Below are 24,178 nucleotides of genomic sequence, written 5' to 3'. Positions count from 1 at the left end.
CCTTGAACGGCATCCCGAACCCCCTCGCGCACAATGCGCAAAACTGTTCGCGATGTCCTCGCACACCTGTTCGCGATGTCCCCAGTCCAAACACCCACAAGGGGGAGGGATGGCGCTCCAGACCATCAACGGGATTTCCACCACCCCGGCAGGCTGATAGACTCGGTCGCCTGCGGAGGAGACGGCGATGCCGATCAATCTCGACGAGTTGAAGAATGCCACCAACCTGCGCGGCCGCCGCCCGCGCAATGGCGCCACGTTCGTCGCGCCGGTCGACGGCAGGGCGCATGTGTCGGGCGAGCGCACCATGCCGCTGCTGCAGCAGACCATCCCGGCACTGCTTTCCGATACCGTCAGCAAATACGGCACGCTCGATGCCGCCGTCTTTGTCGACCAGGACAAGCGCTTCACTTGGAGCGAACTTTCAGACACGGTGGACGCGCTGGCCGCAGGCTTCCTGGCGCTTGGCCTGGCAAAAGGCGACCGCGTCGGCATCTGGTCGCCCAACCGCTGGGAATGGCTGGTGACGCAGTTCGCCACCGCGCGCATCGGCCTGATCCTGGTCAACATCAACCCGGCCTACCGGCTGACCGAGCTGGACTATGCGCTGAACAAGGTTGGCTGCCGAGCGCTGGTCACGGCCGTCAAATTCAAGAGCTCCGACTATCTCGGCATGATCGAGACGCTGGCGCCGGAGATCGCGACGGCGACACCGGGCGAGCTCAACGCGAAGAAATTGCCGGCGCTAAAAATCGTCATCCGCATGGGCGAGGAGAACTCGCCCGGCATGTTCAATTTCGCCGACGTGCTGGCGATGGCCGGGCGCGACGAGCATGACAGCCTCGACCGGATCTCCGAGGGGCTGAAGCCCGGCGACGCCATCAACATCCAGTTCACCTCAGGTACGACAGGCGCGCCAAAGGGCGCTACGCTGACCCACAACAACATCGTCAACAACGGCAATTTCGTCACCTCGGCGATCAGGGTGACCGTCGAGGACCGGTTGTGCATCCCGGTGCCGCTCTATCACTGTTTCGGCATGTCGATGGGCACGATCGGCTGCGTCACCAAGGGCGCGACCATGGTTTTCCCTGGCGAGGGCTTTGATGCCGGCGCCACGCTGAAGGCGGTGGCGGGCGAGCGCTGCACCGGCCTCTACGGCGTGCCGACCATGTTCGTCGGCATGCTCGACCATCCGGATTTCGACACCTTCGATCTCACCAGCCTGCGCACCGGCATCATGGCCGGCTCGCCGTGCCCGATCGAGGTGATGAAGAAGGTGGTGTCGCTGATGCACATGGCGGAGGTGACAATCGCCTATGGCATGACCGAGACCAGCCCGGTGTCGTTCCAGAGCAGCGTCGACGATCCGTTGGAAAAGCGCGTCTCGACGGTCGGGCGCGTCCACCCCCATGTCGAGGTCAAGGCGATCGATGCCGACGGCGCCACCGTTGCGGTCGGCGCGCCGGGCGAACTCTGCACGCGCGGCTATTCGGTGATGAAGGGCTATTGGGACGACGAGGAAAAAACCCGCGAGGCGATCGACGCCGACGGCTGGATGCACACCGGCGACCTCGCCACGATCGATGCCGAGGGCTATTGCAACATTGTCGGCCGGGTCAAGGATATGGTCATACGCGGCGGCGAGAACGTCTATCCGCGCGAGGTCGAGGAGTTTCTCTACCGCCACCCCAAGGTCAGGGAAGTGCAGGTTTTCGGCATTCCCGACCCGAAATACGGCGAGGAGCTTTGTGCGTGGATCGTGCTCAAGCCGGGCCAGATCGCCACCGAGCAGGAGATCAAGGCCTTTTGCGCCGGCCAGATCGCCCATTACAAGATCCCGCGCCACATCCGCTTCCGCACCGAATTGCCGATGACGGTGACCGGTAAGCCGCAGAAGTTTCTCATGCGCGAGGCGATGGTTGACGAACTGGGGCTGGTGACGCCGAGGACCGCCTGAAGCGGGGTGTCCGCGTCGCGCCACGCGGCCGTTACGCTCCCACGATTCCAAGGCGGGATTCGGTCACCGCGATCTGGCCAAATCAGCAATAGAATTGCCGTCAGAATGGAGTGTCCAAAAATGAAGGTCTTGTTCATTTCGAGTATGGCCATCATTGCGCCGGATCCAGCCGAGAGCCGCAAGCTCTTCATTGACGTGCTGGGCTTGCCGCTCAAGCGCCACGAGGGCGATGAGTACTACTTCAGCGAGAGCATCGGCGGCAGTAAGCATTTTGGCGTATGGCCGCTCTCGCAGGCTGCCGAAGCGTGCTTTGGCACACGCGAGTGGCCGGCGGATCGGCCGATACCGCAAGCCTGTATCGAGTTCGAAGTCGAAACCCCAGACAGCGTTGCTGCCGCCGCACAGGAGCTTCAGGAAAAAGGGTATGACCTGCTCCATGGTGCACGCACCGAGCCCTGGGGCCAGACCGTCGCCCGAGTCCTGACGATTGAAGGAGCGATCGTCGGCATGTCCTATGCACCCTGGATGCATGAGGTTTAAACTGCGCCTGCAGGCCCCCAACGACCCGATGCAATGAAGAGTTGAGCAACATGTTGCCCAGAAACTCCGTTCTCATATGAGCACCCTCGATGCGCGAGGCGATGGTTGACGAACTGGGGCTGGTGACGCCGAAGACCGCCTGAGCGGGCAACGGGCTCCCGTACGCGTTTCAAGAACAGAGGCGTTGTCTCAATGTCGGGCGACAATGACCCGGTCGAACGCGGCGTCCCCGCTGAGATCTGCGACGACGGACCCTGAGCCAGCACCAGTGACAGGCAGCGATAATGTCGTACTGCTACCCCGGAAGTGTAGGTGTGTACTCACGCCTCCTCTTTCGCGCGGCGCGCCACTCCTCGAATCGCTGCAGAATGACGAAGAAGGAAGGCACGAAGAGAATGGCGAGGCAGGTCGAGGCGATCATGCCGGAAAAGACCGTGATGCCGATCGACTTGCGCGCGCTGGCCCCAGCGCCTGTCGCCACCACCAGCGGCGCGACACCAAGGATAAACGCGAAGGACGTCATCAGGATGGGCCGGAAGCGCGCTCGTGCTGCCTCGATCGCCGCTTCGACGATCGGTCTGCCGGCGGCGCGCAACTCGCGAGCGACCTCGACTATAAGGATGGCGTTCTTGGCCGAAAGCGCAATCAGCAGGATCAGGCCGATCTGCACGTAGAGATTGTTGTCGACGCCTACGATGGTGAGGACCAGGACCGGACCCACCAGCGACAGCGGCGCGGCGAGCAAGACAGAGATCGGCGCCAGCCAGCTCTCGTACTGGCCTGCCAGCACCAGATGGACCAGCAGCAGCGCCAGGCCGAACACCAGATAGATCTGGTTACCGACGAGCTTCTCCTGGAAGGACAACGCCGTCCACTCAAAGCCGGCGCCGGGCGGCAGAGTGTCGGCCGCGACCTCCTCCATCAGCTTGATCGCGTCGCCCGACGAGAAACCTTGCGCCTGCACGCCAATGATCGATGCCGAGGGATAAAGGTTGTAGAGACTGATCAGCGACGGGCCGACGCTTGGTGTGACCGTCAGCAGCGTTCCGAGCGGAATCATGTCGCCGTTCTGGTTGCGCACAGTCAGACGGCCGATATTCTCCGGCGTCAGGCGGAATTGTGAATCGCCCTGCACGTAAATCTGGAACACCCGCCCGAACTTGTTGAACTGACTGACATAGGTCGAGCCGAGATAGCCGGCCAGCGTCTGGAAGACCTGGTCCGTGGTCAGCCCAAGGGTTTGCACCTTCTCGCGATCGAGTTCGACCGCGTATTGCGGGACGTTGGCCCGGAACGGTGCCGACACGCGCTGTATGCCCGACTGCGTCCCCGCGGTCCTGGTCACCGCCTCGACCACGCCTTGCAGCTTGGGGAGGTCAAAACTGCTGTCACGCAGTTCGACCTGCATGGTGAACCCGGCCGCGTTGCCGATGCCCTGGATCGGCGGCGGCGGCAGCACCAGCACACGTCCGTCATCCATGTCGGACAGACCTTTGTTGAGCGTCGCATATAGCGACGCAAGATCCTCGCTCTTGCCGCGCAGCTTCCAGTCCTTGAGGATGATGTAGGCAACGCCGGCGTTCGCCAGCGTCGAGTTATTGTCGAGTGCCGAGATGCCGGCGATGGTCACGACCTGATCGACGCCAGGCGTGGCCTTGGCGATCTTCGAAACCTGTTGCAGCGTCTCCTGCGTACGGCCCAGTGCCGCGCCATCGGGCAGCTGAACCGCGGCGAGCAGGTAACCCTGATCCTCGATTGGAATGAAGCCGGTGGCCACGCGCGATATGCCATAGCCCGCCGCACCGATGATCAGCAGCGCAATGACGCCCATCACCGCACTGTGACGCACCATGGAGCCGATCAGGCCGGCATAACGGTTCTCCATGCGCTGGTAGATCGTGTTGAAGCCGCGGAAGAAGACATTGCGCTGGTCCGGCGGCACCGGACGCCTCAGCCAGGTCGCGCACTGCGTCGGCTTGAGCGTGGCCGCGTTGATGGCGCTGATTATGGCAGTTGCCGCAATCACAAGTGCGAATTGCGCGTACATTTGCCCCGTGAGCCCGGGCAGGAACGCAGCCGGGAGGAACACCGCCATCAGCACCAAGGTGATGCCGATGATCGGTCCGAACAGCGCGTTCATGGCGGCAATCGCCGCGTCGTGGCCCGACATGCCGCGCTCCATATTGTGAGCGGCTCCCTCGACCACGACGATGGCGTCGTCGACGACGATGCCGATGGCAAGCACGATGGCGAACAGGGTCGACAGATTCACCGAAAAGCCGAGCGCCGCCATCGCCGCGAACGCCCCGATGATCGTCACCGGAACGGTCGTTGCCGGCACCAGCATCGCCCGCCAGTCCTGCAGGAAAAGCAGGATGACGATGAGCACCAGGACGGCGGCTTCGATCAGCGTCTTGTAGACCTCGTGGATCGCCTGGCTGACGAAAATCGTGGTGTTGAAGGGGATCGAGTACGCCAGGTCTTGCGGGAACTCGCGCGACAGCTCCTTCATCCTTGTCTCGACCTTGCCGGCCACATCGAGCGCGTTGGCGCCCGGCGACAGGAAAACAGCCAGACCCGCCGCTTCCTGGCCATCGAGATTGAAGAGCTGCCCATAGGTCTGGGCGCCGAGCTCGACCCGGCCGACGTCGCGCACGCGCGTCATGTCGCCATTGGCGCCAGTCTTGACGATCACGGCGCCGAACTGATCGGGATCGTCAAGGCGGCTGGACACCTCGATCGTGTACTGGAAGGACTGGCTCCCGGGCGTCGGGGGCGCGCCAATCTGGCCTGCGGTGACCTGTTCGCTCTGCTGCCCCAGCGCCTGGACGACGTCCTGCGTGGTAAGGCCGCGCGCCTGCATCTTCTCGGGATCGAGCCAAACGCGCATGGAATACTGACCGGCGCCAAAGACATTGACATTGCCGACTCCGGGTAGCCTGGAGAGCTCATCCTTCAGCCGGATGGTGGCGTAGTTGGCGAGATAAAGGCTGTCATATTCTCCGTTCGGCGAAGTCAGCGTGACGATTTCGAGGATCGAGGTCGACTTCTTCTGAACGGTGACACCTTGCACCTGCACCGCTTGCGGCAGCGCCGCTAGGGCGGCGGACACACGGTTCTGCACACGCACTTGCGCCTGGTCGAGATCGGTGCCGATCGCGAACGTGACGGTCAGGTTATAGGTGCCATCCGATGCAGCAAATGACTGCATGTAGATCATGCCCTCGACTCCGTTAACCTGCTGCTCGATCGGCAACGCCACCGTGTCGATCACCGCACGCGCGCTCGCTCCCGGATAGCGCGTGGTCACCGAAACGGTAGGCGGCACCACGTCGGGATACTGCGCCACCGGCAGGGCAAAGAGCGAGATGACGCCTATGACGACCATGAGGATGGCGATTACGTTCGCCAGGACCGGCCGCTCGATGAAGAATTTGGAGATCATTGCGCGGCGCCGTCCGTGACGACTGCTTCCAGCTTCGTTTCTTGCGGCTCGATCTTCTGGCCGGGTACGGCCGTCAGCAGGCCGGAGACAAGGACATGGTCGTCCGCCGCGATACCCTTGGTGATCACTCGCAACGCGCCGACGAGTTGGCCGATCTCAACCGGACGCTGTTCGACGACGTCGTCCTTTCCGGCGACGAGCACGTAGCGACCCTTCTGGTCGCTACCGATCGCCCGGTCGGGAACGAGCAGCATGTTCGGCTCTACGCTCATCGGCACGCGCACACGCACGAAATAGCCAGGCAGCAGTTCCCGGCCTTCATTGGGGAGCACTGCGCGGACCGCTAGCGTGCCGGTGGCAGCGGTAACCTCTGGCGCGGCGTAGTCCAGCGTTCCCGCGTGGGGATAACCCGTCTCGGTCTGCAAGCCGACCTCGACCGGTATTTTCTTGAGATCCTGCGCGGTCGTTCCACGCTTCGCCATGGCGGCGCGAATGCGCAGCACATCCTGCTCCGAGATGTTGAAATTGACGTAGATGGGGGCGGTCTGAACGATGGTCGCCAGCGTGGTGACGCTGCCGGCGCCGACGAGCTGCCCCGTCGACACCTGGCGTAAGGTGACGATGCCCGCGAACGGCGCTTTGACCTCCGTATAGCTCAGATTGAGTTGAGCCTGTTTGACGTCGACCGCGCTCTGCTTCTGCTTGGCGATGTCGACGTCTGCTGCCGCGGCCGCCTGGTCGGCGGTCGATTGCGAGATGATTTTCTGGGACAACAGCTCCTGCTGCCGCTTTAGGTCAGCACCGGACTGCTTGGCGGCGGCATCAGATGAACCCTGCCCGGCCTCGGCTTGCTCAAGCGCCAGCTGGTAGGAATCGGGCTCGATCAGGAACAGCCGGGCGCCGGCCTTGACCTCGTCGCCGTCCTTGTAATCGATTTCCTGGATGAAGCCCGAGACGCGCGCAACCAGGGGCGTCGTGTTCACCGCCGCGGCAATGCCGGTGGCCTCGAGATAAGGGGTCACGCTCTGCTTCATCGGGAGCGCCACGTCGACCTTGGGCGGAGGTGGCGGTACGTATGTGTTTTCCTCGCTACAAGCGGACAATAGTAGTGTAACGGCGAACAAGCCTGCCGCCTGCGCGATTCTACCCGATAGGAAAAGCATTTCCCCCCTCTATATACTTCCCGGTGTATATCGCATTGTATAAAAGTGAGCTAATCTACATGTTTGAGGGGAGTTTGTCATGCGGATTGCGTTGAGCGTGCTTTTCTTGGCAACTCAGATGGCAACCACCGTGGCGCTGGCGCAGACGGCGGCCGAGCGTGAGGCCTGCCAGGCAGATTACCAGAAGTTCTGCAAGGGCGTGTTGCCGGGCGGCGGCCACGTCATCAAATGCCTGGCCGATCACATGAGCGAGCTGACGCCCGAATGTCAAAAGGTCGTCAAGGCGAACACGCCTGGATAGCACCACTGTGCCTTGCCGGGCCGCAGGTGAACATGACGTGTCGGACTGGAGCGCCGGTGGGCGAGGTCTGCGGGCGCCGGATCGTGGCCCTGCCGTCTGGTTTGGAGTTGCAAAGCTGGTCCGCTTTGCGGATTTTCCCGAACATTCCCGACGCATTTCAGGAGCGGACCTTCGCTCATCGTCCGGAACCCGGCCCCAAGCGGACAGTGACGTTAAGGTAAGCTGCCCTTTGCGACGCCCGGGCGAGACAGACGCTTCCGGGGGTGGAGAAAAGCGGTTGGCTACCTATTTCGGAAGAGCGCGGATGGGGAAACAAGGCCGAAATCCTGGCCTTAAAGCGAAAGGAACCCGCAAATGGCAAAGAATACGATTTGCCTCTGGTACGATAAGGACGCCGAGGCTGCCGCCCGCTTCTACTCCGGGATCTTTCCTGACAGCGTGGTGGGTGCTGTGCACCGTGCACCCAGTGACTACCCAGCCGGCAAAGAAGGCGACGTGTTGACGGTTGAATTCACAGTTGCGGGCCTTCCTTGTATCGGCCTCAACGGGGGTCCCGAGTTCAAGCACAACGAAGCCTTCTCGTTCCAGATCGCCACCGACGATCAGGAGGAGACCGACCGCTATTGGAATGCCATCGTCGGCAATGGCGGCCAGGAGAGCGTGTGCGGCTGGTGCAAAGACAAATGGGGGATTTCCTGGCAAATCACGCCGCGCGTGCTGACTGACGCGATGGCGGCTGGCGGCGACGAGGCAAAGCGCGCGTTTGATGCCATGATGACCATGGTGAAAATCGACGTCGCCGCGATCGAGGCGGCGCGGCGCGGTTGACGCTCCATCGCGTCCTGCGGCCAAATTGCTGCCAGAGCGTGTCAGCTCGCCACCCAGTGCGGCCGTCGCCAGCTTGCGTTGCGGCGACGATCAGTCACTTACGACTGGGTAGCGCCAAATGCGGACCTTTGTGTCCTTGGCGAGAGCGGTCATTCAGTGGCGCGATGCGTAACTGCTACTCGCCCATTGCTTGGGAAAGTCCCGGCACCTGTCCTTAAGAGAGAACCGCCCTAGTTTAGGCGATAGGACGTGCGCTGCAATTTTTGCTGGGCCGTCTTTGACTAGTCTTGTCGGACGTGGGTTTGAAAAGCCCGACACCTTTGGGAGGAACCGATGACCAAAGCAAGGATCCAGAATATGAGGTCGCGCCGCAAGTTCCTTGGCGAGGCGGCCGTGGCAGCTGCGGCGATCGTTGCCGCGCCGAGCGTCGTCAAGGCGCAGGGGCCGGTCAACATGCGCTGGCAGAGCACATGGCCTTCCAAGGATATCTTTCACGAATTCGCGCTCGATTTCGCCAAGAAGGTCAACGACATGACCGGCGGCGACCTGAAGATCGAGGTGCTGCCGGCGGGCGCCGTGGTGCCGGCCTTCGGCCTGCTCGACGCGGTGTCGCAAGGAACGCTCGACGGCGGCCACGGCGTGGTCGTCTATCACTATGGCAAACAGTCGGCGCTGGCGCTGTGGGGTTCCGGTCCGGGCTTCGCCATGGATGCCAACATGCTGCTCGCCTGGCACAAATATGGCGGCGGCAAGGAGCTGCTCGCAAAGCTCTATGAATCGATCGGCGCCAATGTCGTTTCGTTCCTCTACGGGCCGATGCCGACGCAGCCGCTCGGCTGGTTCAAGAAGCCGGTGGCGAAGGCCGAGGATCTCCAGGGCCTGAAATTCCGCACCGTCGGCATTTCCATTGACGTGTTCACCGGACTCGGTGCTGCGGTCAACGCGCTGCCGGGCGGCGAAATCGTCGCGGCATTGGATCGCGGCCTGCTCGATGCGGCCGAGTTCAACAACGCCTCGTCCGATCGGGTCCTCGGCTTCCCGGACGTCTCCAAGATCTGCATGCTGCAAAGCTATCACCAGAATGCCGAGCAGTTCGAGATCTTGTTCAACAGGGCGAAATACGACGCCATGCCTGACCAGATGAAGGCCATCATCACCAATGCGGTCGAGGCGGCCTCGCAGGACATGCACTGGAAGGCGATCGACCGCTATTCGAAAGACTATCTGGAGATGCAGACGACCGACAAGGTCAAATTCTACAAGACACCGGAAGCGATCCTCAAGCAACAGCTGGAGGTCTACGACGAGGTCGTGAAGAAGAAGGCGGCTGAAAATCCGCTGTTCCGGGAGGTCCTTGAATCGCAGATCGCCTTTGCCCAGCGGGCAACACAATGGGAACAGGACGTAGTCGTCAGCCGCCGCCTGGTCTTCGATCATTACTTCGGACCTGACGGGGCAGCAAAGAAGATCTGAAGCACAGTTCGAGCCGACAAGGCACCATCGGGGCCATGACCGACGGTGCCTTGCCTTCTTACCAACACTCTGGCCATCCGGCTGCCTCGTATGAACGTCCAGCATTTCCTGAATACAGTCGATGCAATCAGCACGTGGGTCGGCAAGGCCGCGGCGTGGCTTATCATCGGGCTGATGACGCTGGTCTGCGTCGAGGTCTTCAAGCGCTACATCCTGAACATGCCCACGGCGTGGATATTCGACGCCAGCAACATGTTCTACGGCTCGCTGTTCATGCTCGCCGGAGCCTATGCGCTGGCGCAGAATGCACATGTGCGCGGCGATTTTCTATACAGCTCGATGCGGCCCCGGACTCAAGCCGCGCTCGATCTTTTGTTGTACGTGGTTTTCTTCCTGCCGGGGATCGCGGCGCTCGTCTATGCAGGCTACGACTATGCCGCGATTTCATGGCGGATCGGGGAGCATTCGACCGTGACAGCGGAGGGTCCGCCGATCTACCATTTCAAATCGGTCATTCCGCTGGCCGGCGCCCTGGTGATGCTCCAGGGCGTGGCCGAGATCGTGCGCTGCATCGTCTGTCTCAGGGCCGGGCAATGGCCCAGCCGGCGCAAGGACGTTGCGGAGATCGACGTCGTGGAGGAACAGCTCGCGCTCAGCGAATTTGTGGATGAAGAGACGCGCAAGACCGCAATCGAGCGCGCACAAAAGATAGACGAGCAAGCGCGCCAGCGCGGAATGGGTGGAGACCTGCAGAGTTGAGCGATCCAGCCCTCGGACTCACGATGCTTATGCTCATCGTGGTCGTCATAGTCATGGGTTTCCCGACAGCCTTCACGCTGATGGGCCTTGGCATGTTTTTCGGGTTCTACGCGTTCTACAACCCGGCGGAGCACTGGATCGACAACCGCGTCTTCGATCTGATGGTCCAGCGCACCTATGGGGCAATGACCAATGACGTTCTGATCTCCATCCCGCTTTTCGTGCTCATGGGATATGTGATGGAACGCGGGGCGCTGGTCGACAAGATGTTCTACAGCATCCAGCTTTCGTTCCGACGAGTACCGGCGTCGCTGGCCATCGCTACGCTCATTGTCTGCACCTTCTGGGGCATCGCCAGTGGCCTCGTCGGCGCCGTTGTGGTTTTGATGGGGGTGATTGCCTTCAATCCGATGCTGCGAGCCGGATACGATGTGAAGCTCGCTTCCGGCGTGATCACCGCGGGCGGCACGCTGGGCATCCTGATCCCACCGTCAGTCATGATCATCGTCTATGCGGCAGTTGCAGGCCAGTCCGTCGTGAAGCTCTATGCTGCGGCGATGTTCCCCGGTTTTTTCCTCGCCTTCCTCTATCTCATCTACATTCTTGGCTGGGCGACAATCAGTCCGAAGATCGCCCCGCCGTTGCCGGAGAATCAAACAAGGGTTCCGGTGCCTGCGTGGATGCGAAGCCTTCAGACAGTTTACTCGCGCAACATGCTTGTTGGACTTCTTTCCGCCTTGTTCTCGCCGTCCAGGGCGATGGCGCTCGAGACGGAGAACGGACGCCTCACATATTGGGAGCTGTTTAAGAATTTCTGCGCTGCGCTGGTACCCCTCGCCTTGACAGCACTCACCCTCCTGCTGGTGTGGTGGTATGTCGTCATCCATCCGCAGGCATCGGCCGACGTCGAAGCTCCAGAGGGATTGGAGCAGCTCGGCGCTCCGGCCGTGGAGGAACTCGGCGCACCCGCAGTGGACGCAGGGCCGGCAACCAGCTTCTACGCCACCTTCGGCATCATCGCAGCACTCGCTGCAGTGGTGCTCGTCCGTTACTACCGGAACATGACTGCCGAACGGCTCGAGGTCGTAAAGCTCCTGGTCTCGTCGGTCATGCCGCTGGCCATACTTACTGTCGTCGTGCTCGGCGTCATCCTATTCGGAATCACGACGGCGACCGAGTCCGCGGCAGTCGGCGCCGCTGGTGCCTTTCTGCTGGCGTTACAGGCGCGAACGCTCGACTGGAAGCGCATCAAGGAAGCAGTGTTCCTGACGGCCAAGACCACAGCCATGGTTTGCTGGCTCTTTGTCGGCTCGGCGCTGTTCTCCGCCGTTTTTGCGATCCTCGGCGGCCAGGCACTTCTCGAGCAATGGGTGCTCGCGCTCGACCTGACGCCCGTGCAGTTCATGATCCTGTCGCAGGCGATCATCTTCATTCTCGGCTGGCCGCTCGAATGGACCGAGATCATCATCATCTTCGTGCCGATCTTCCTACCGATGCTGACGCACTTCGACATCGATCCGGTTCTCTGGGGCGTTCTCGTTTTCGTCAATCTGCAGGCGGCGTTCCTGTCACCTCCGGTCGCGATGTCGGCCTACTATCTCAAGGGCGTTTCGCCTCCGCATGTCACGCTCAACCAGATATTCGCCGGGATGATGCCCTACATGCTGATCGTCATCCTCTGCATGATCCTCATGTATATCTGGCCCGGCATGGCGCTCTGGCTTCCGAACTATCTTTACGGCGGCTGAGAAAGACTCTGTTCTCGGATGCCTTGGGCGACCGCGCGTTTTCGGCCGCTTCGACCCACGGGATGTCCTTTTGAACGCTAAAGCAGGATCTCGGAGATACAGGCGATCGGAAGGTCTACTTTCGGGCGATAATCGACGCGAGCGAATGACGGCTTAGATCATGGGCTCGGCCGACGACGAACGAGCTTCGGCAATAGGCTCATAGCAGAGTTTCCATTGGATCGTACGACGCGCCTCACGCCGCCAGCACCGCCTCATCCAGTCCGCGGACGATCTTGGCCAGCTCAACATACTCGTCGTGCCGGACCTTGTTGCGCCGCCAGGCGAGGCGAGCGCTGCGGCATCGGTTCCTGGAACGGCGCGATCTTCAGATCGCGCATGTTGGCAAAGGCTAAACCGCCGGTCCTTCGAGCCCGCTTCTCTCGTGCGATTCCCACAGGAACCAGCCGAGGACGGTACCGAAGAAGAATGTGTGGGCAACGAACTGCACGACCGGGCTTGCTTGCAGGAACCAGGGGAATGCGATCGGCGCGATCACATAGAAATTGACGAGCCACAAGGCGAGGCCAAAGACGCTGCCGAGACCAATGAAGGCTGCTCTCCCTCGCAGCATTGCGGCAATCTCCCCGAACACGATCCCATAGGCGATGGCCAGGATCAAATGCACGATCACGCCGGCGATGCTGGCCGTCAGGAGCGGGTAGCCGGGATCGAGAGCTTCCGGTCCAAGTGCGATGGCGCCGATCATGCGCAGGGGCATGAAGAACGCTTCCGCCCCCATCATGAACGCACTCGCCGTCATTTCGAACGCCGCAAAGACGATGCCTGCGACAATGCCCGCAACGGCCCCCTGCTGGAGTCCCCATCGGATGTCGCGCGGCGTCACTGGCGTATGGATGTAATCACGGTAAGCCATCATACTGCTCCCTGTTCTGGACGCAGACTTCTCCGCAAAATCAATGCCGTAGACGCGTCGACGGTTCCGGGCGTTCGGTACAATTCACGGTGATTTGATTGAAGTTGATGTTTCCCAGGCCGAACGGACGGGGAATGATACGTCCCCGTAGCGTACACTGACTGCGCTCCCTAACTCTCTCCGCACCCGTTGCACGCTCCACCTGGAATGCCTGAGATCCCGAACGCCATCCTTCAGGAGGTGGGGCTGCTTTCGTCCCCTTGGCGTATTCCTGACTCTCAGTGCGATGATTTGAACATTTGCTTTGGGTCATAGCAGACTTTCCATTGGATGGTGCGACGCGCCTCACGCCGCCAGCACCGCCGCATCCAGCCCACGAATAATCTTCGCCAGTTCCACACATTCGTCGTGCCGGGCCTTGTTGCGTCGCCAGGCGAGGCAGATCGTGCGCTGCGGCATCGGCTCCTGGAACGGCACGATCTTCAGATCGCGCATGGCGCTGGCCGGTCCTGCGGCCATTTCCGGGATGAGCGTGACGCCGAGCCCGTGCGCCACCATCTGCAGCAGCGTCGTCAGGCTGGTCGCGCCATAGCTTGCCATTGCCACCGGCCGCACGCTGCCGCAGACGGCAAGCGCCTGTTCGCGCAGGCAATGGCCTTCCTCAAGCAGCATCAGCCTTTCCAATGCCGGGCTTTCCGGCGGAACCGGCGGCGAGGCGAAGGCGGGGTCGCCGGCCGGTACGGCAAGGAAGAACCGGTCGGAGAAAAGCGGCTCGGTGATCAGCCCGGGCTGTTCGAGGGGAAGGGCCGCGATGAAGGCGTCGAGTTTTCCCAGGGCGGTGTCCTCGACCAGCGACGCGGTCACCGCTTCGCGCAGTTCGAGCTGCAAGGCCGGGAAATGCCGTTTCAGCTCCGGCAGCACATGCGGCAGCAGATAGGGCGCCACCGTCGGGATGATGCCGAGCCGGAAGCGCCCTTCCATGGCGGGGCGGCCACGCCGGGCCGTGGTCTCGATTTCGCGGATGTCGGCAAGAATGCGCTCGATGCGCGGCAGCATGGCCAATGCCTCGTCGGTCATCCGCACCGATTTGCCGCCGCGCTCGAACAACCGGCAGTTGAGCCGTAGCTCCATCTCGGCGATCTGTGAGGACAGCGCCGGCTGGCTGACGCCGGCCAGCTTCGCGGCGCGGCCGAAATGCAGCGTCTGCGCCAGCGCCTCGAAATATTGCATCTGCCGGACGGTGAGACCAATCATAAGGAAAACCTATCGCAATAAACAGGAAAGGCAATTTGTTTTTATCGGCAATGCGGCCTAGTCTGGAACCATTCCAAAATGGCGTGGCTCAAGGCCCGTCCGGAAAATCAACAAACCCCGGAAAATCAACAAATCCCGGAAAACGACAAATCGGAGAGAACGATGGACGCAAAGACCGATGACACCAGCGCGGGAAAATGCCCGGTCGTGCACACGACTATCGCCAGGGCCAACCGTGACTGGTGGCCGAACCAGCTGAATGTGCAGGTACTCCACCAGCAATCCGCACTGTCCGATCCAATGGGCGAGGCGTTCGACTACGCCAAGGAATTCGAGAGTCTCGACCTGAACGCCGTGATCAAGGACCTGCATGCCCTGATGACGGACTCGCAGGAGTGGTGGCCGGCCGACTTTGGCCATTACGGGCCGCTGTTCATCCGCATGGCCTGGCACAGCGCCGGCACGTACCGCATCGGCGACGGCCGCGGCGGCGCCGGAGCCGGCCAGCAGCGCTTCGCGCCGCTCAACAGCTGGCCGGACAACGTCAACCTCGACAAGGCCCGCCGGCTGCTGTGGCCGATCAAGCAGAAATACGGCCGCAAGATCTCCTGGGCCGACCTGATGATTCTCACCGGCAACGTCGCCCTGGAATCGATGGGCTTCAAGACCTTCGGTTTTGCCGGCGGGCGCGCCGATGTCTGGGAGCCCGAACAGGACATCTACTGGGGCCCGGAAGGCAAGTGGCTGGCCGACGAGCGCTACAGCGGCGACCGCGATCTCCAGAACCCTCTCGCCGCCGTGCAGATGGGCCTGATCTACGTCAATCCGGAAGGGCCGAACGGCAACCCGGATCCGTTGGCCGCGGCGCGCGACATTCGCGAGACCTTCGCGCGTATGGCAATGAGCGACGAAGAGACCGTCGCACTCATCGCCGGCGGCCACACCTTCGGCAAGACCCACGGCGCCGGCGATGCGACGCTGGTGGGCCCGGAGCCGGAGGCCGCCGGCATTGAAGAGCAGGGCCTCGGCTGGGCGAGCACGTTTGGCAGCGGCAAAGGCGGTGACGCGATCGGCAGCGGCCTGGAAGTGACCTGGACGACGACGCCGACCAAGTGGGGCAACAACTTCTTCGACAATTTGTTCGGCTTCGAATGGGAGCTGACCAAGAGCCCGGCCGGGGCGCACCAGTGGACGCCGAAGGGCGGCGCCGGCGCCGGCACGGTGCCGGATGCGCACGATGCAGCCAAGCGTCACGCGCCATCGATGCTGACCACCGACCTCGCTTTGCGGTTCGATCCTGCCTACGAAAAGATATCGCGGCGCTTCCATCAGAATCCGGACCAGTTCGCCGATGCCTTCGCCCGCGCGTGGTACAAACTGACCCACCGCGACATGGGCCCGATCGTGCGCTATCTCGGCCCGCTCGTTCCCAAGGAAGAGCTGCCGTGGCAGGATCCTATCCCTGCCGTCGATCATGTTCTGGTCGATGAGCTGGATGTGGCCGCCCTGAAGGCGAAGATCCTCGCCTCCGGCCTTTCGGTGCCGCAGCTGGTGTCGACGGCCTGGGCGTCCGCCTCGACGTTCCGTGGCTCCGACAAGCGCGGTGGCGCCAACGGCGCGCGCATTCGCCTGGCGCCGCAGAAGGATTGGGACGTCAACCAGCCGGCTCAGCTGGCCAAGGTCCTGGAGAAACTCGAAGCGATCCAGAAGGAGTTCAATACTTCGCAGTCCGGCGACAAGAAAGTCTCGCTTGCCGACCTGATCGTCATTGGGGGCGGCGCCGCAATCGAAAAGGCCGCGAAGGACGCCGGCAACGACGTGAAGGTTCCGTTCACGCCGGGTCGCATGGATGCCTCGCAGGAGCAGACCGACGTCGACTCTTTCGCCCCGCTCGAACCGACCGCCGACGGTTTCCGCAACTATCTCAGCGGCAGGCAGCGTTTGTCGCCCGAGGAGGCGCTGGTCGATCGGGCGCAATTGCTGACGCTGACGGCGCCGGAGATGACGGTCCTCGTCGGCGGCCTGCGTGTGCTCGGCGCAAATACCGACCAGTCAACGCACGGCGTCTTCACCAAACGGCCCGAGACGCTGACGAATGACTTCTTCGTCAACCTGCTCGACATGGGCACGGTGTGGAAGTCGACATCGGACGCCAAGGATGTGTTCGAAGGACGCGACCGGGCAACAGGCGAGCTCAAGTGGAGCGGCACCCGCGTCGACCTGATCTTCGGCTCGCACTCGCAGCTGCGCGCCCTGGCGGAAGTTTATGCGACCGCGGACGCCAAGGAGAAATTCGCCAACGACTTCGTGGCGGCGTGGAACAAGGTGATGAACGCCGATCGCTTCGAACTCGCCTGATCCAGGAGCATGATCCCGAAAAGTGGAATCCGGTTTTCGGAAAAGATCATGCTCAATAGAAAGACAGAGCCCCATCCCGATTCCATCGGGATGGGGCTCTAGCGCCAAGGCGCTCTGGCAACAAAAAGGCGCGGGCTTGGCCCCGCGCCTTTTTGTATTGGGGTTTCCTTCGGCCGTCAGTCCTTCTCGAAAATGCGTGTCTTGGCAACCACGCGGCGCCCCCCTCTCCCCGTTGTTCACGGGGAGAGGGTAAGGGTGAGGGGCAGCGCAAACCTGAAGCGATTGCCCTCTGCCTCCAAGGCTCTCCCCGCTTGTGTGCGCCAGTCGCGCGCTTTAGAGCAGGGCCGGAATTAATTTGCTGAGTAACGGAAGACAAAGATGAGACTGGGCGGACGGCTGGCGGCGGCCATCGAAGTGCTGGAGGATATCGGCCGGCGGCACCGGCCGGTGGCCGATGCGCTGAAGGATTGGGGCCTGTCGCACCGCTTCGCCGGCGGCGGCGATCGGGCCGCAATCGGCAACATCGTCTATGACGGGCTGCGCCGGAGGCGCTCGGCCGGCTTTTTGCTGGGCGAAGATACGCCGCGCGCCGTCGCTTTCGGCGCGCTGCTGCTCGAATGGAACCAGACAGCCCAATCTCTGAATGAAGCGCTCGATGGCGACAAATTCGCGCCGCCGCTGCTCAACGACAATGAGTTGAAGGCGGTTGCCGGCCGCCGGCTTGACGATGCACCGCCAGCGGTGCGCGCCGACATTCCCGACTGGTGCGAACCGCTTTTCGAACGGGCCTTCGGCGCCAGCTGGGTCGAAGAAGGTGCGGCGCTGGCGACCCGCCCGCCGCTCGATCTCAGGGTCAACACGCTGCGGGCCGATCGCGGCAAGGTTCTTGCCGAACTGGCCGAGGCCGGCGCCAGGGCCGCACGGATCGCACCGCACGGCATCCGCATCCCGCCGATCGCGGGCGACGGCAGGCACCCGAACGTACAGGCGGAACCGGCCTTCCAGAAAGGTTGGTTCGAGGTTCAGGACGAAGGTTCGCAGCTCGCCGCCATGCTGGCTGGCGCCGAGGCCGGAATGCAGGTCCTCGACTTTTGCGCCGGAGCCGGCGGCAAGACGCTGGCACTGTCGGCGGCGATGGACAATCGCGGCCAGGTGTTTGCCCATGATGCCGAAAAGGCGCGGCTGGCGCCGATCTTCGACCGCATCCGCCGCTCGGAAAACCGCAACGTGCAAATCGTCACCAAGCCGGCGGAACTCAGCACCCTCTCGGGCCACATGGACATCGTCCTGGTCGATGCGCCCTGCACCGGCAGCGGCACCTGGCGGCGCCGGCCCGATGCCAAATGGCGGCTGACGCAGAAGCAGCTCGATGCGCGCAAGGGCGAGCAATCGGCGATCCTCGACGCGGCCAAAGCCTTCGTCAAACCCGGCGGGCTGCTGGTCTACATCACCTGCTCGGTGTTCGACGAGGAGAATGGCGAGCAGGTCGCAGCCTTCCTGGATCGTGACAGCGGCTTTGCCCCGGTCGATCACCGCCAGCTCTGGGACAGCCGCTTTCCGGGCCACGAGACGGCCGCGCGTATCGGCGCAGCAGGCGGCATTTCGCTGTCGCCGGCGCTGAGCGGTACCGATGGGTTTTATGTCTGCGCACTGCGCAAGAGCGGCTGAACGTTGCCGACGGACCTGATTGCTGCAGTGCAGCAATAGCGATTGCCTGCCGCTCGTTCCTCTGCAATAAGCTTTTCTGACAGGAGCGTGACAAGCTATGGCAGCAGAGATCGTACCCGCCCCCAACTATGAGGATCGCGTCAGAACGTCCTTCGCGCGCCAGAACGCCATGACCACCATCGGCGCCGAGCTGACGCTGGTGACGCCCGGCATCATCGAGATCGAGATGCCCTATTCGGCGGCGCTGACCCAGCAGCATGGCTTTCTTCATGCCGGCGTCATTTCGACGGCGCTGGACTCAGCCTGCGGATATGCGGCGTTCTCGCTGATGCCGGAAAGCTCCAGTGTGCTAACCATCGAGTTCAAGGTCAATCTGCTGGCCCCGGGCCGGGGCGAGCGCTTCCTGTTCCGCGGCTCGGTGACCAAGCCCGGCCGCACCATCATCGTCGCCGACGGCCAGGCCTATGCCTTCGCCGTCGACGGCGAGGCCAAGCTGATCGCCACCATGACCGGAACGATGATGACGGTGGTCGGTCGCGATGGCATTGAAGGCTGATCCGATGCGCAAGGCCGTCAGAATTGCGGGTAGGGACGTCCTCTTCGTGATGGCGGCGCAGGCCGAATACGGCCCGCATCTGCAGCGGCTGTTCACGCCTGTCATGACCGGCGTCGGGCCGGTCGAGGCCGGCGTCAGGCTGGGCGCGGAACTGTCATGGCTGAAGACTGAAAAGGCGCTGCCGGACCTCGTCGTCTCGCTCGGTTCGGCCGGCAGCCGGACACTGGAACAGACGGAAATCTACCAGGCCGTTTCGGTCGCCTACCGCGACATCGATGCCTCGCCTCTGGGCTTCGAGAAGGGGGCGACGCCGTTTCTCGACCTGCCGGTGACCGTGCCGCTGCCGTTCAGGATTCCAGGCATAGGAGAGGCGACGCTGTCGACCGGCGCGGCGATCATTTCCGGCAGCGCCTATGATGCGATTACCGAGGACATGGTCGATATGGAGACCTTCGCCTGCCTGCGAGCCTGCCAACTGTTCGGCGTGCCGCTCGTCGGCCTGCGCGGCATTTCCGACGGGGCTGCCGATCTCAGGCATGTCGGCGACTGGAAGGAGTATCTCCATGTCATCGACGAGAAGCTGGCGGATGCGGTGACACGGCTGGAACAGGCGATCGGCTCCGGTGCACTGCAGTTTGGACCATCGCATGACGCGGAAACGGAGTGAGAGAGACGCCTTCGCAACCCATTGCGCCGACTCGTTTCTTTCTCTAAACGCTCGCCATGAAGATAGCCAATCACCCCGACACCGTCCTGATTGTCGATTTCGGCAGCCAGTTCACGCAGCTCATCGCACGCCGTATCCGCGAGGCCGGCGTGTTTTCCGAGATCGTTCCGTTCCAGTCGGCCGAAGCGGCGTTCAAGCGCATCAAGCCGAAGGCGGTGATCCTCTCCGGCGGCCCGGCCTCGACCGGCGACATCGGCAGCCCGCGCGCGCCGCAGATCGTCTTTGACGCCGGTGTGCCGGTGCTCGGCATCTGCTATGGCCAGATGGCCATGTGCGTGCAGATGGGCGGCATCGCCGAAAGCTCCGACCATCGCGAATTCGGCCGCGCCTTCGTCGAGATCCAGAAGGACAGCCCGCTGTTCGAGGGCCTGTGGGCGCCCGGCCAGCGCCACCAGGTGTGGATGAGCCACGGCGACCGCGTCATCTCCCTGCCCAAGGGGTTCGAGGTGTTCGGAAAATCGGAAGGCTCGCCCTTCGCCATCTTCGGCAATGTCGAGCGCAAGATGTACGGCATCATGTTCCACCCCGAAGTGGTGCACACGCCGGACGGCGCCAGGCTGCTGCAGAACTTCGTCCACAAGATCGCCGGCATCGAAGGCGACTGGACGATGCACGCCTACCGCGAACACGCGGTCGAGACGATCCGCAAGCAGGTCGGCAAGGGCAAGGTCATCTGCGCGCTTTCGGGCGGCGTCGATTCGTCGGTCGCCGCACTGCTGATCCACGAGGCGGTCGGCGATCAACTCACCTGCATCCTTGTCGACCACGGTTTGATGCGCAAGGACGAGGCATCAGGCGTGGTAGAGATGTTTCGCCAGCACTACAATCTGCCGCTCATCCTGGTCGACGCTTCTGACCGTTTTATCGGCGCGCTCGAGGGCGAAACGGACCCGGAAAAGAAGCGCAAGACCATCGGCCGGCTGTTCATCGAGGTGTTCGAGGAAGAGGCCGAGAAGCTCGGCGGCGCCGACTTCCTGGCGCAGGGCACGCTCTATCCCGACGTCATCGAAAGCGTCTCCTTCACCGGCGGTCCGTCGGTTACCATCAAGTCGCACCACAATGTCGGCGGCCTGCCCGAGCGCATGAACATGCAGCTGGTCGAGCCGCTGCGCGAACTGTTCAAGGACGAGGTGAGGGCGCTCGGCAAGGAACTCGGCCTGCCCGACAGCTTCATTGGCCGGCATCCGTTTCCCGGCCCCGGTCTCGCCATCCGCTGCCCGGGCGGCATCTCTCGCGAAAAGCTGGAGATCCTGCGCGAGGCCGATGCCATCTATCTCGACGAGATCCGCAAGGCCGGCCTCTACGACGCCATCTGGCAGGCCTTCGCCGTGCTGCTGCCGGTGCAGACCGTTGGCGTGATGGGCGATGGCCGCACCTATGAATTCGTCTGCGCGCTGCGCGCCGTCACCTCGGTCGACGGCATGACGGCGGATTTCTACCACTACGACATGGCGTTCCTCGGCGCCGCCGCCACCCGCATCATCAACGAGGTGCGCGGCATCAACCGCGTCGTCTACGACGTGACGAGCAAGCCGCCGGGCACAATCGAGTGGGAATAAAGTTCGGTCGTTCGCCAGCATTTGCTGACTATCGGCGCCAGACACTTAACTCACTGAACTAGAATTGTTTTCCTCTCATTTCCTATCGCTAACTATCGCCCGCAAGCGGGATCATTTGGCGATAGACCTGACGGTATCCCATTCCTCTTCATTCCCGCTCGAAGCTAATACCGTCACCACCTTATTTCCTAGAGAGTTAGGTAATCTCTAGGTAAGCCATTGAATCTCAAACGATATGGTCATGCCTTGACGGTAAAAACGATGACGGTAAAATCTGGCGCTGGATATGCGGCCACGCGCTTGGATTGTCCTCGCCATGCTCACCGACATTGCGCTTAAAAAGCTGAAACCAAAAGACAAATTATACAAGGTCGCTGATCGTGACGGTATGTACGCCACGGTGTCCACGGCCGGGCAGATCTCGTTCCGATACGACTACCGAATGAATGGAAGGCGAGAGACAGTCACGCTGGGCCGCTATGGTGAGGGTGGCATCTCGCTAGCAGAGGCGCGCGACCGCTGCATTGCCGCTCGAAAAATGGTGGCAGCCGGACAATCGCCGGCGCATGAAAAGCAGCGTGAAAAGCGGCGCCTGTCTGCAATGGCCACCTTCGGCGATGCCGGCGGGGGCTGGTTTAAGGAGGCCAAGATGGCGAATAGCACGCGCTCAATGCGCAAAGCCATCTTCGATCGAGACATCTTGCCGGTTTGGGACAAAAGGCTCCTCACAGAAATAACAGCTGACGACTTGCGGGCGCTCTGCGCAAAGGTGCGCGACCGCGGCGCGCCGGCAACAGCCATTCATGTCCGGGACATTGTTAAGCAGATCTATGGTCATGCCATTCTGCACGGCGAGAAGATTCCCAATCCAGCGGACGAAGTAGGACCGGCCTCGATTGCCACGTTCGAGGCAAAAGACCGAGCATTGTCCCCCGCAGAAGTCCGAATCATGCTGAACGAGTTGGAAAATGTGCCAACGTTGCCGACGATACGGCTCGGCCTAAAGCTGATCCTGCTCACGATGGTTCGGAAGGGTGAGCTGCTGGACGCGACGTGGGACGAGGTCGATTTTGAGAACGCTGTTTGGAGCATTCCCAAAGAGCGAATGAAACGGAAAAAGCCGCATAACGTCTACCTGTCCCGCCAATCCCTCGATATCCTGATTGCGCTCAAGACTTGCGCAGCGAACTCGCGATACGTGCTGCCATCTCGCTATGACGCCGACGAACCCATGTCGCGCGCCACCTTCAATCGGGTCACCATGGCCATTGTCGACCGCGCAAAAAAACAAGAATTGCCGCTTGCGCCCTTCACAGTGCACGACCTACGGCGGACCGGCTCGACACTCCTAAATGAGATCGGATTCAATCGCGACTGGATCGAAAAATGCCTTGCCCACGAAGACAGCCGTACCTCGCGCGGTGTTTATAACAAGGCTGAATATGAGCCGCAGCGTCGTCATATGCTGCAGGAATGGGCGGACATGGTTGAGGCATGGGCGGCGGGCAAGAAGCACACGCCCGTACTCCAGCCGGCTGCCGGGGCGGCGATCATCCTCGATCCGATTTGACAGGTCTCGTCTTCCGCGACCGCACGTCTGGACCTGGGGCAATTTCGATCGCGCCGGCAGACGGTCCGTTTCGCCTTGCCTGAACCCAGGCTTCGACCTCCGCCAGATCCCAAACAACACAGCGGGGGGTCAGATTGAAGCGTCGTGGGAACTCGCCACGCTGTTCCATCTCATAAATGGTCGTGTCCGATAAGGGGACGATTTCTCGCAGCTGCGACCGGCGAACAGTTCGCACTGCCAGACGCGACCCGATGTGTGGCAGAACCGGAAGTGGATCCGGCTGCCCAATTGCGAGGTCCTTGAATTTATCAAACTCGGAAGACTGCTGCCGTTTGACCATTTGCGTGACCGGATGGGTTGCCTTGCTGGCCGACAATCGCGCAATTTTTCGAAGTTTCGTACAGCCCTCAATTGCGACCACGTATCCTCGCCTACTGACGTGAAGACTCAAGGGCATTCCACTGCGGATTATGTCAGGACCGCACCACCAATGGAATCCATCGAGCAGGCGCTGCCTAAGATCCGACAGGCGATCCTCGCTGCCGGCTTGTCGAGGCCCGAATATCTCAAGCTGCGCGCTGACAATGACCTTGCGCCAATTGACGCGTTAAATCGGCCGGCGGGGCTAGATCGCAGCGGAGGGGAAGCGCCGCGAGATCACGCTCACAGCCGCGAGAACGCGAAGCGCCGCCGGCTTCACAGTTACGCCGTCGCCGATCTCACCAACAATAATGAGAGATGCCGACATGAACAGCGAGACTTGGTCTTTGCTTCAACGGCAGCAGGCTCGGCGGTCGCAACGGCTACCTTGTCAAATACTGCGACGAGAAACACTGCATCGCGGGTTGTTTGCGGAATCGGACCGAGTGTTGGAAAATGAAAGTTGGGGGCAGTGCTCTCCGGCAGTTGATTGCGGACGCATCACAGTGCGTGTTACGCCAACTCAACCGCGCGGGGAAACCAATGGCAAAGAAACCCAATGAGACTACGAGCAAGAAAGTTGCTTCTACGGCATCCAAGTTGCTTCGTTCTAAGAGCTCCTCAAAGGCAGTCAAATCGGTCGCGGGATCCGCTCTTACGCAAAGGCTGAAAAAGAAGAAATAGCGCCGGTTTGACAGACATGAAGCAGTTCTTTGGATTCATTCAGAAATGACAGTCGATTTGTAGGCTTCGACGGGCCGGATTTGACCTCTACAACCTCAGAACTTTTGACGGCTCTGCAAGACCTGGAGGACTTGCCGGAGGCGGACAAGGGGCCACTCGAACAGATACGGATAAGCTATTTTCGGGAAGCGCTGAGGCTGCGCGAGGCAGACGAAAAGAGGTGCAGGGGATTGCAGGGGTTGTTTCGGC

18 protein-coding genes are annotated in these 24,178 nt (G+C 61.9%); 13 read left to right on the top strand and 5 right to left on the bottom strand.

All coding sequences use genetic code 11. From position 1 onward, the window contains the following. The first annotated feature begins 187 nt into the window (after window positions 1-187). Window positions 188-1,960 (top strand): AMP-binding protein, encoded by a 1,773-nt coding sequence (locus AC0L14_RS28945; protein ID WP_473751556.1) that lies wholly within the window; start codon window positions 188-190, stop codon window positions 1,958-1,960. Between the two features lie 120 nt (window positions 1,961-2,080). After that, on the top strand, window positions 2,081-2,500 hold the full coding sequence (locus AC0L14_RS28940) for a VOC family protein (protein WP_473487130.1): 420 nt from the start codon (window positions 2,081-2,083) through the stop codon (window positions 2,498-2,500). Window positions 2,501-2,795: 295 nt separating this feature from the next. Here AC0L14_RS28940 and AC0L14_RS28935 read toward each other — a convergent pair whose 3' ends face one another. Both AC0L14_RS28935 and AC0L14_RS28930 read right to left on the bottom strand, forming a co-directional pair. Then, window positions 2,796-5,945, bottom strand: a complete 3,150-nt coding sequence (locus tag AC0L14_RS28935; RefSeq protein WP_473751555.1) for an efflux RND transporter permease subunit — start codon at window positions 5,943-5,945, stop codon at window positions 2,796-2,798. Next, window positions 5,942-7,108 (bottom strand): efflux RND transporter periplasmic adaptor subunit, encoded by a 1,167-nt coding sequence (locus tag AC0L14_RS28930; RefSeq protein ID WP_473751554.1) that lies wholly within the window; start codon window positions 7,106-7,108, stop codon window positions 5,942-5,944. The genes AC0L14_RS28935 and AC0L14_RS28930 overlap by 4 nt, the downstream gene beginning before the upstream one ends. Window positions 7,109-7,226: 118 nt before the next feature. On the opposite strand from AC0L14_RS28930, the gene AC0L14_RS28925 reads away from it, so the two are divergent. The 5 genes from AC0L14_RS28925 (at window position 7,227) to AC0L14_RS28905 (ending at window position 12,217) form a co-directional block, all read left to right on the top strand. Further along, window positions 7,227-7,409 (top strand): cysteine rich repeat-containing protein, encoded by a 183-nt coding sequence (locus tag AC0L14_RS28925; protein WP_473639057.1) that lies wholly within the window; start codon window positions 7,227-7,229, stop codon window positions 7,407-7,409. A gap of 354 nt (window positions 7,410-7,763) precedes the next feature. Next, a complete protein-coding gene (locus AC0L14_RS28920) occupies window positions 7,764-8,237 on the top strand; it encodes a VOC family protein (RefSeq protein ID WP_473751553.1) in 474 nt (157 codons plus the stop codon). Between the two features lie 333 nt (window positions 8,238-8,570). Beyond that, window positions 8,571-9,710 carry a TRAP transporter substrate-binding protein gene (locus AC0L14_RS28915; protein WP_473529800.1) on the top strand — a complete coding sequence of 380 codons (1,140 nt, stop codon included), beginning with the start codon at window positions 8,571-8,573 and terminating at the stop codon, window positions 9,708-9,710. 90 nt (window positions 9,711-9,800) lie between these two features. Next, window positions 9,801-10,469, top strand: coding sequence for a TRAP transporter small permease subunit (locus tag AC0L14_RS28910; RefSeq protein ID WP_473529799.1), 669 nt, complete (start codon window positions 9,801-9,803; stop codon window positions 10,467-10,469). Next, entirely contained in the window at window positions 10,466-12,217 is a 1,752-nt protein-coding gene (locus tag AC0L14_RS28905) for a TRAP transporter large permease (protein WP_473529798.1), read from the top strand. The genes AC0L14_RS28910 and AC0L14_RS28905 overlap by 4 nt, the downstream gene beginning before the upstream one ends. A 391-nt stretch (window positions 12,218-12,608) precedes the next feature. Here the strand turns inward: AC0L14_RS28905 and AC0L14_RS28900 are convergent, their stop codons facing one another. Further along, the gene (locus AC0L14_RS28900; RefSeq protein WP_473529797.1) at window positions 12,609-13,133 is read right to left on the bottom strand and encodes a hypothetical protein; all 525 of its coding nucleotides are present in this window, start codon (window positions 13,131-13,133) and stop codon (window positions 12,609-12,611) included. Window positions 13,134-13,478: 345 nt separating this feature from the next. Beyond that, window positions 13,479-14,387: a hydrogen peroxide-inducible genes activator gene (locus tag AC0L14_RS28895; protein ID WP_473529796.1), complete on the bottom strand. Its 909-nt coding sequence runs from the start codon at window positions 14,385-14,387 to the stop codon at window positions 13,479-13,481. Window positions 14,388-14,549: 162 nt separating this feature from the next. Between AC0L14_RS28895 and katG the strand changes: the two genes are divergently transcribed. The 6 genes from katG to AC0L14_RS28865 all read left to right on the top strand — a co-directional run bounded on the left by katG (window position 14,550) and on the right by AC0L14_RS28865 (window position 22,825). Next, window positions 14,550-16,745 (top strand): catalase/peroxidase HPI, encoded by a 2,196-nt coding sequence (gene katG / locus AC0L14_RS28890; protein ID WP_473529795.1) that lies wholly within the window; start codon window positions 14,550-14,552, stop codon window positions 16,743-16,745. A gap of 378 nt (window positions 16,746-17,123) precedes the next feature. Beyond that, the gene (locus AC0L14_RS28885; protein WP_473751552.1) at window positions 17,124-18,413 is read left to right on the top strand and encodes an RsmB/NOP family class I SAM-dependent RNA methyltransferase; all 1,290 of its coding nucleotides are present in this window, start codon (window positions 17,124-17,126) and stop codon (window positions 18,411-18,413) included. 97 nt (window positions 18,414-18,510) lie between these two features. Then, window positions 18,511-18,969: a PaaI family thioesterase gene (locus AC0L14_RS28880; protein ID WP_095494954.1), complete on the top strand. Its 459-nt coding sequence runs from the start codon at window positions 18,511-18,513 to the stop codon at window positions 18,967-18,969. Between the two features lie 4 nt (window positions 18,970-18,973). Next, on the top strand, window positions 18,974-19,636 hold the full coding sequence (locus tag AC0L14_RS28875; RefSeq protein WP_473529793.1) for a 5'-methylthioadenosine/S-adenosylhomocysteine nucleosidase: 663 nt from the start codon (window positions 18,974-18,976) through the stop codon (window positions 19,634-19,636). A 56-nt stretch (window positions 19,637-19,692) separates the two neighbouring features. Continuing rightward, window positions 19,693-21,255 carry a glutamine-hydrolyzing GMP synthase gene (gene guaA, locus AC0L14_RS28870; RefSeq protein ID WP_473529792.1) on the top strand — a complete coding sequence of 521 codons (1,563 nt, stop codon included), beginning with the start codon at window positions 19,693-19,695 and terminating at the stop codon, window positions 21,253-21,255. Window positions 21,256-21,571: 316 nt separating this feature from the next. Further along, entirely contained in the window at window positions 21,572-22,825 is a 1,254-nt protein-coding gene (locus AC0L14_RS28865) for a tyrosine-type recombinase/integrase (protein WP_473751551.1), read from the top strand. On the opposite strand, the gene AC0L14_RS28860 is transcribed toward AC0L14_RS28865, so the two are convergent. Then, window positions 22,806-23,165 (bottom strand): helix-turn-helix transcriptional regulator, encoded by a 360-nt coding sequence (locus AC0L14_RS28860; protein WP_473751560.1) that lies wholly within the window; start codon window positions 23,163-23,165, stop codon window positions 22,806-22,808. The genes AC0L14_RS28865 and AC0L14_RS28860 overlap by 20 nt on opposite strands. Window positions 23,166-24,178 lie beyond the last annotated feature (1,013 nt).

Source organism: Mesorhizobium sp. WSM4841 (genome assembly GCF_055811515.1).
Note: the sequence above shows the minus strand (reverse complement) of the source record. Positions and strands in the feature narration are given on the sequence as shown.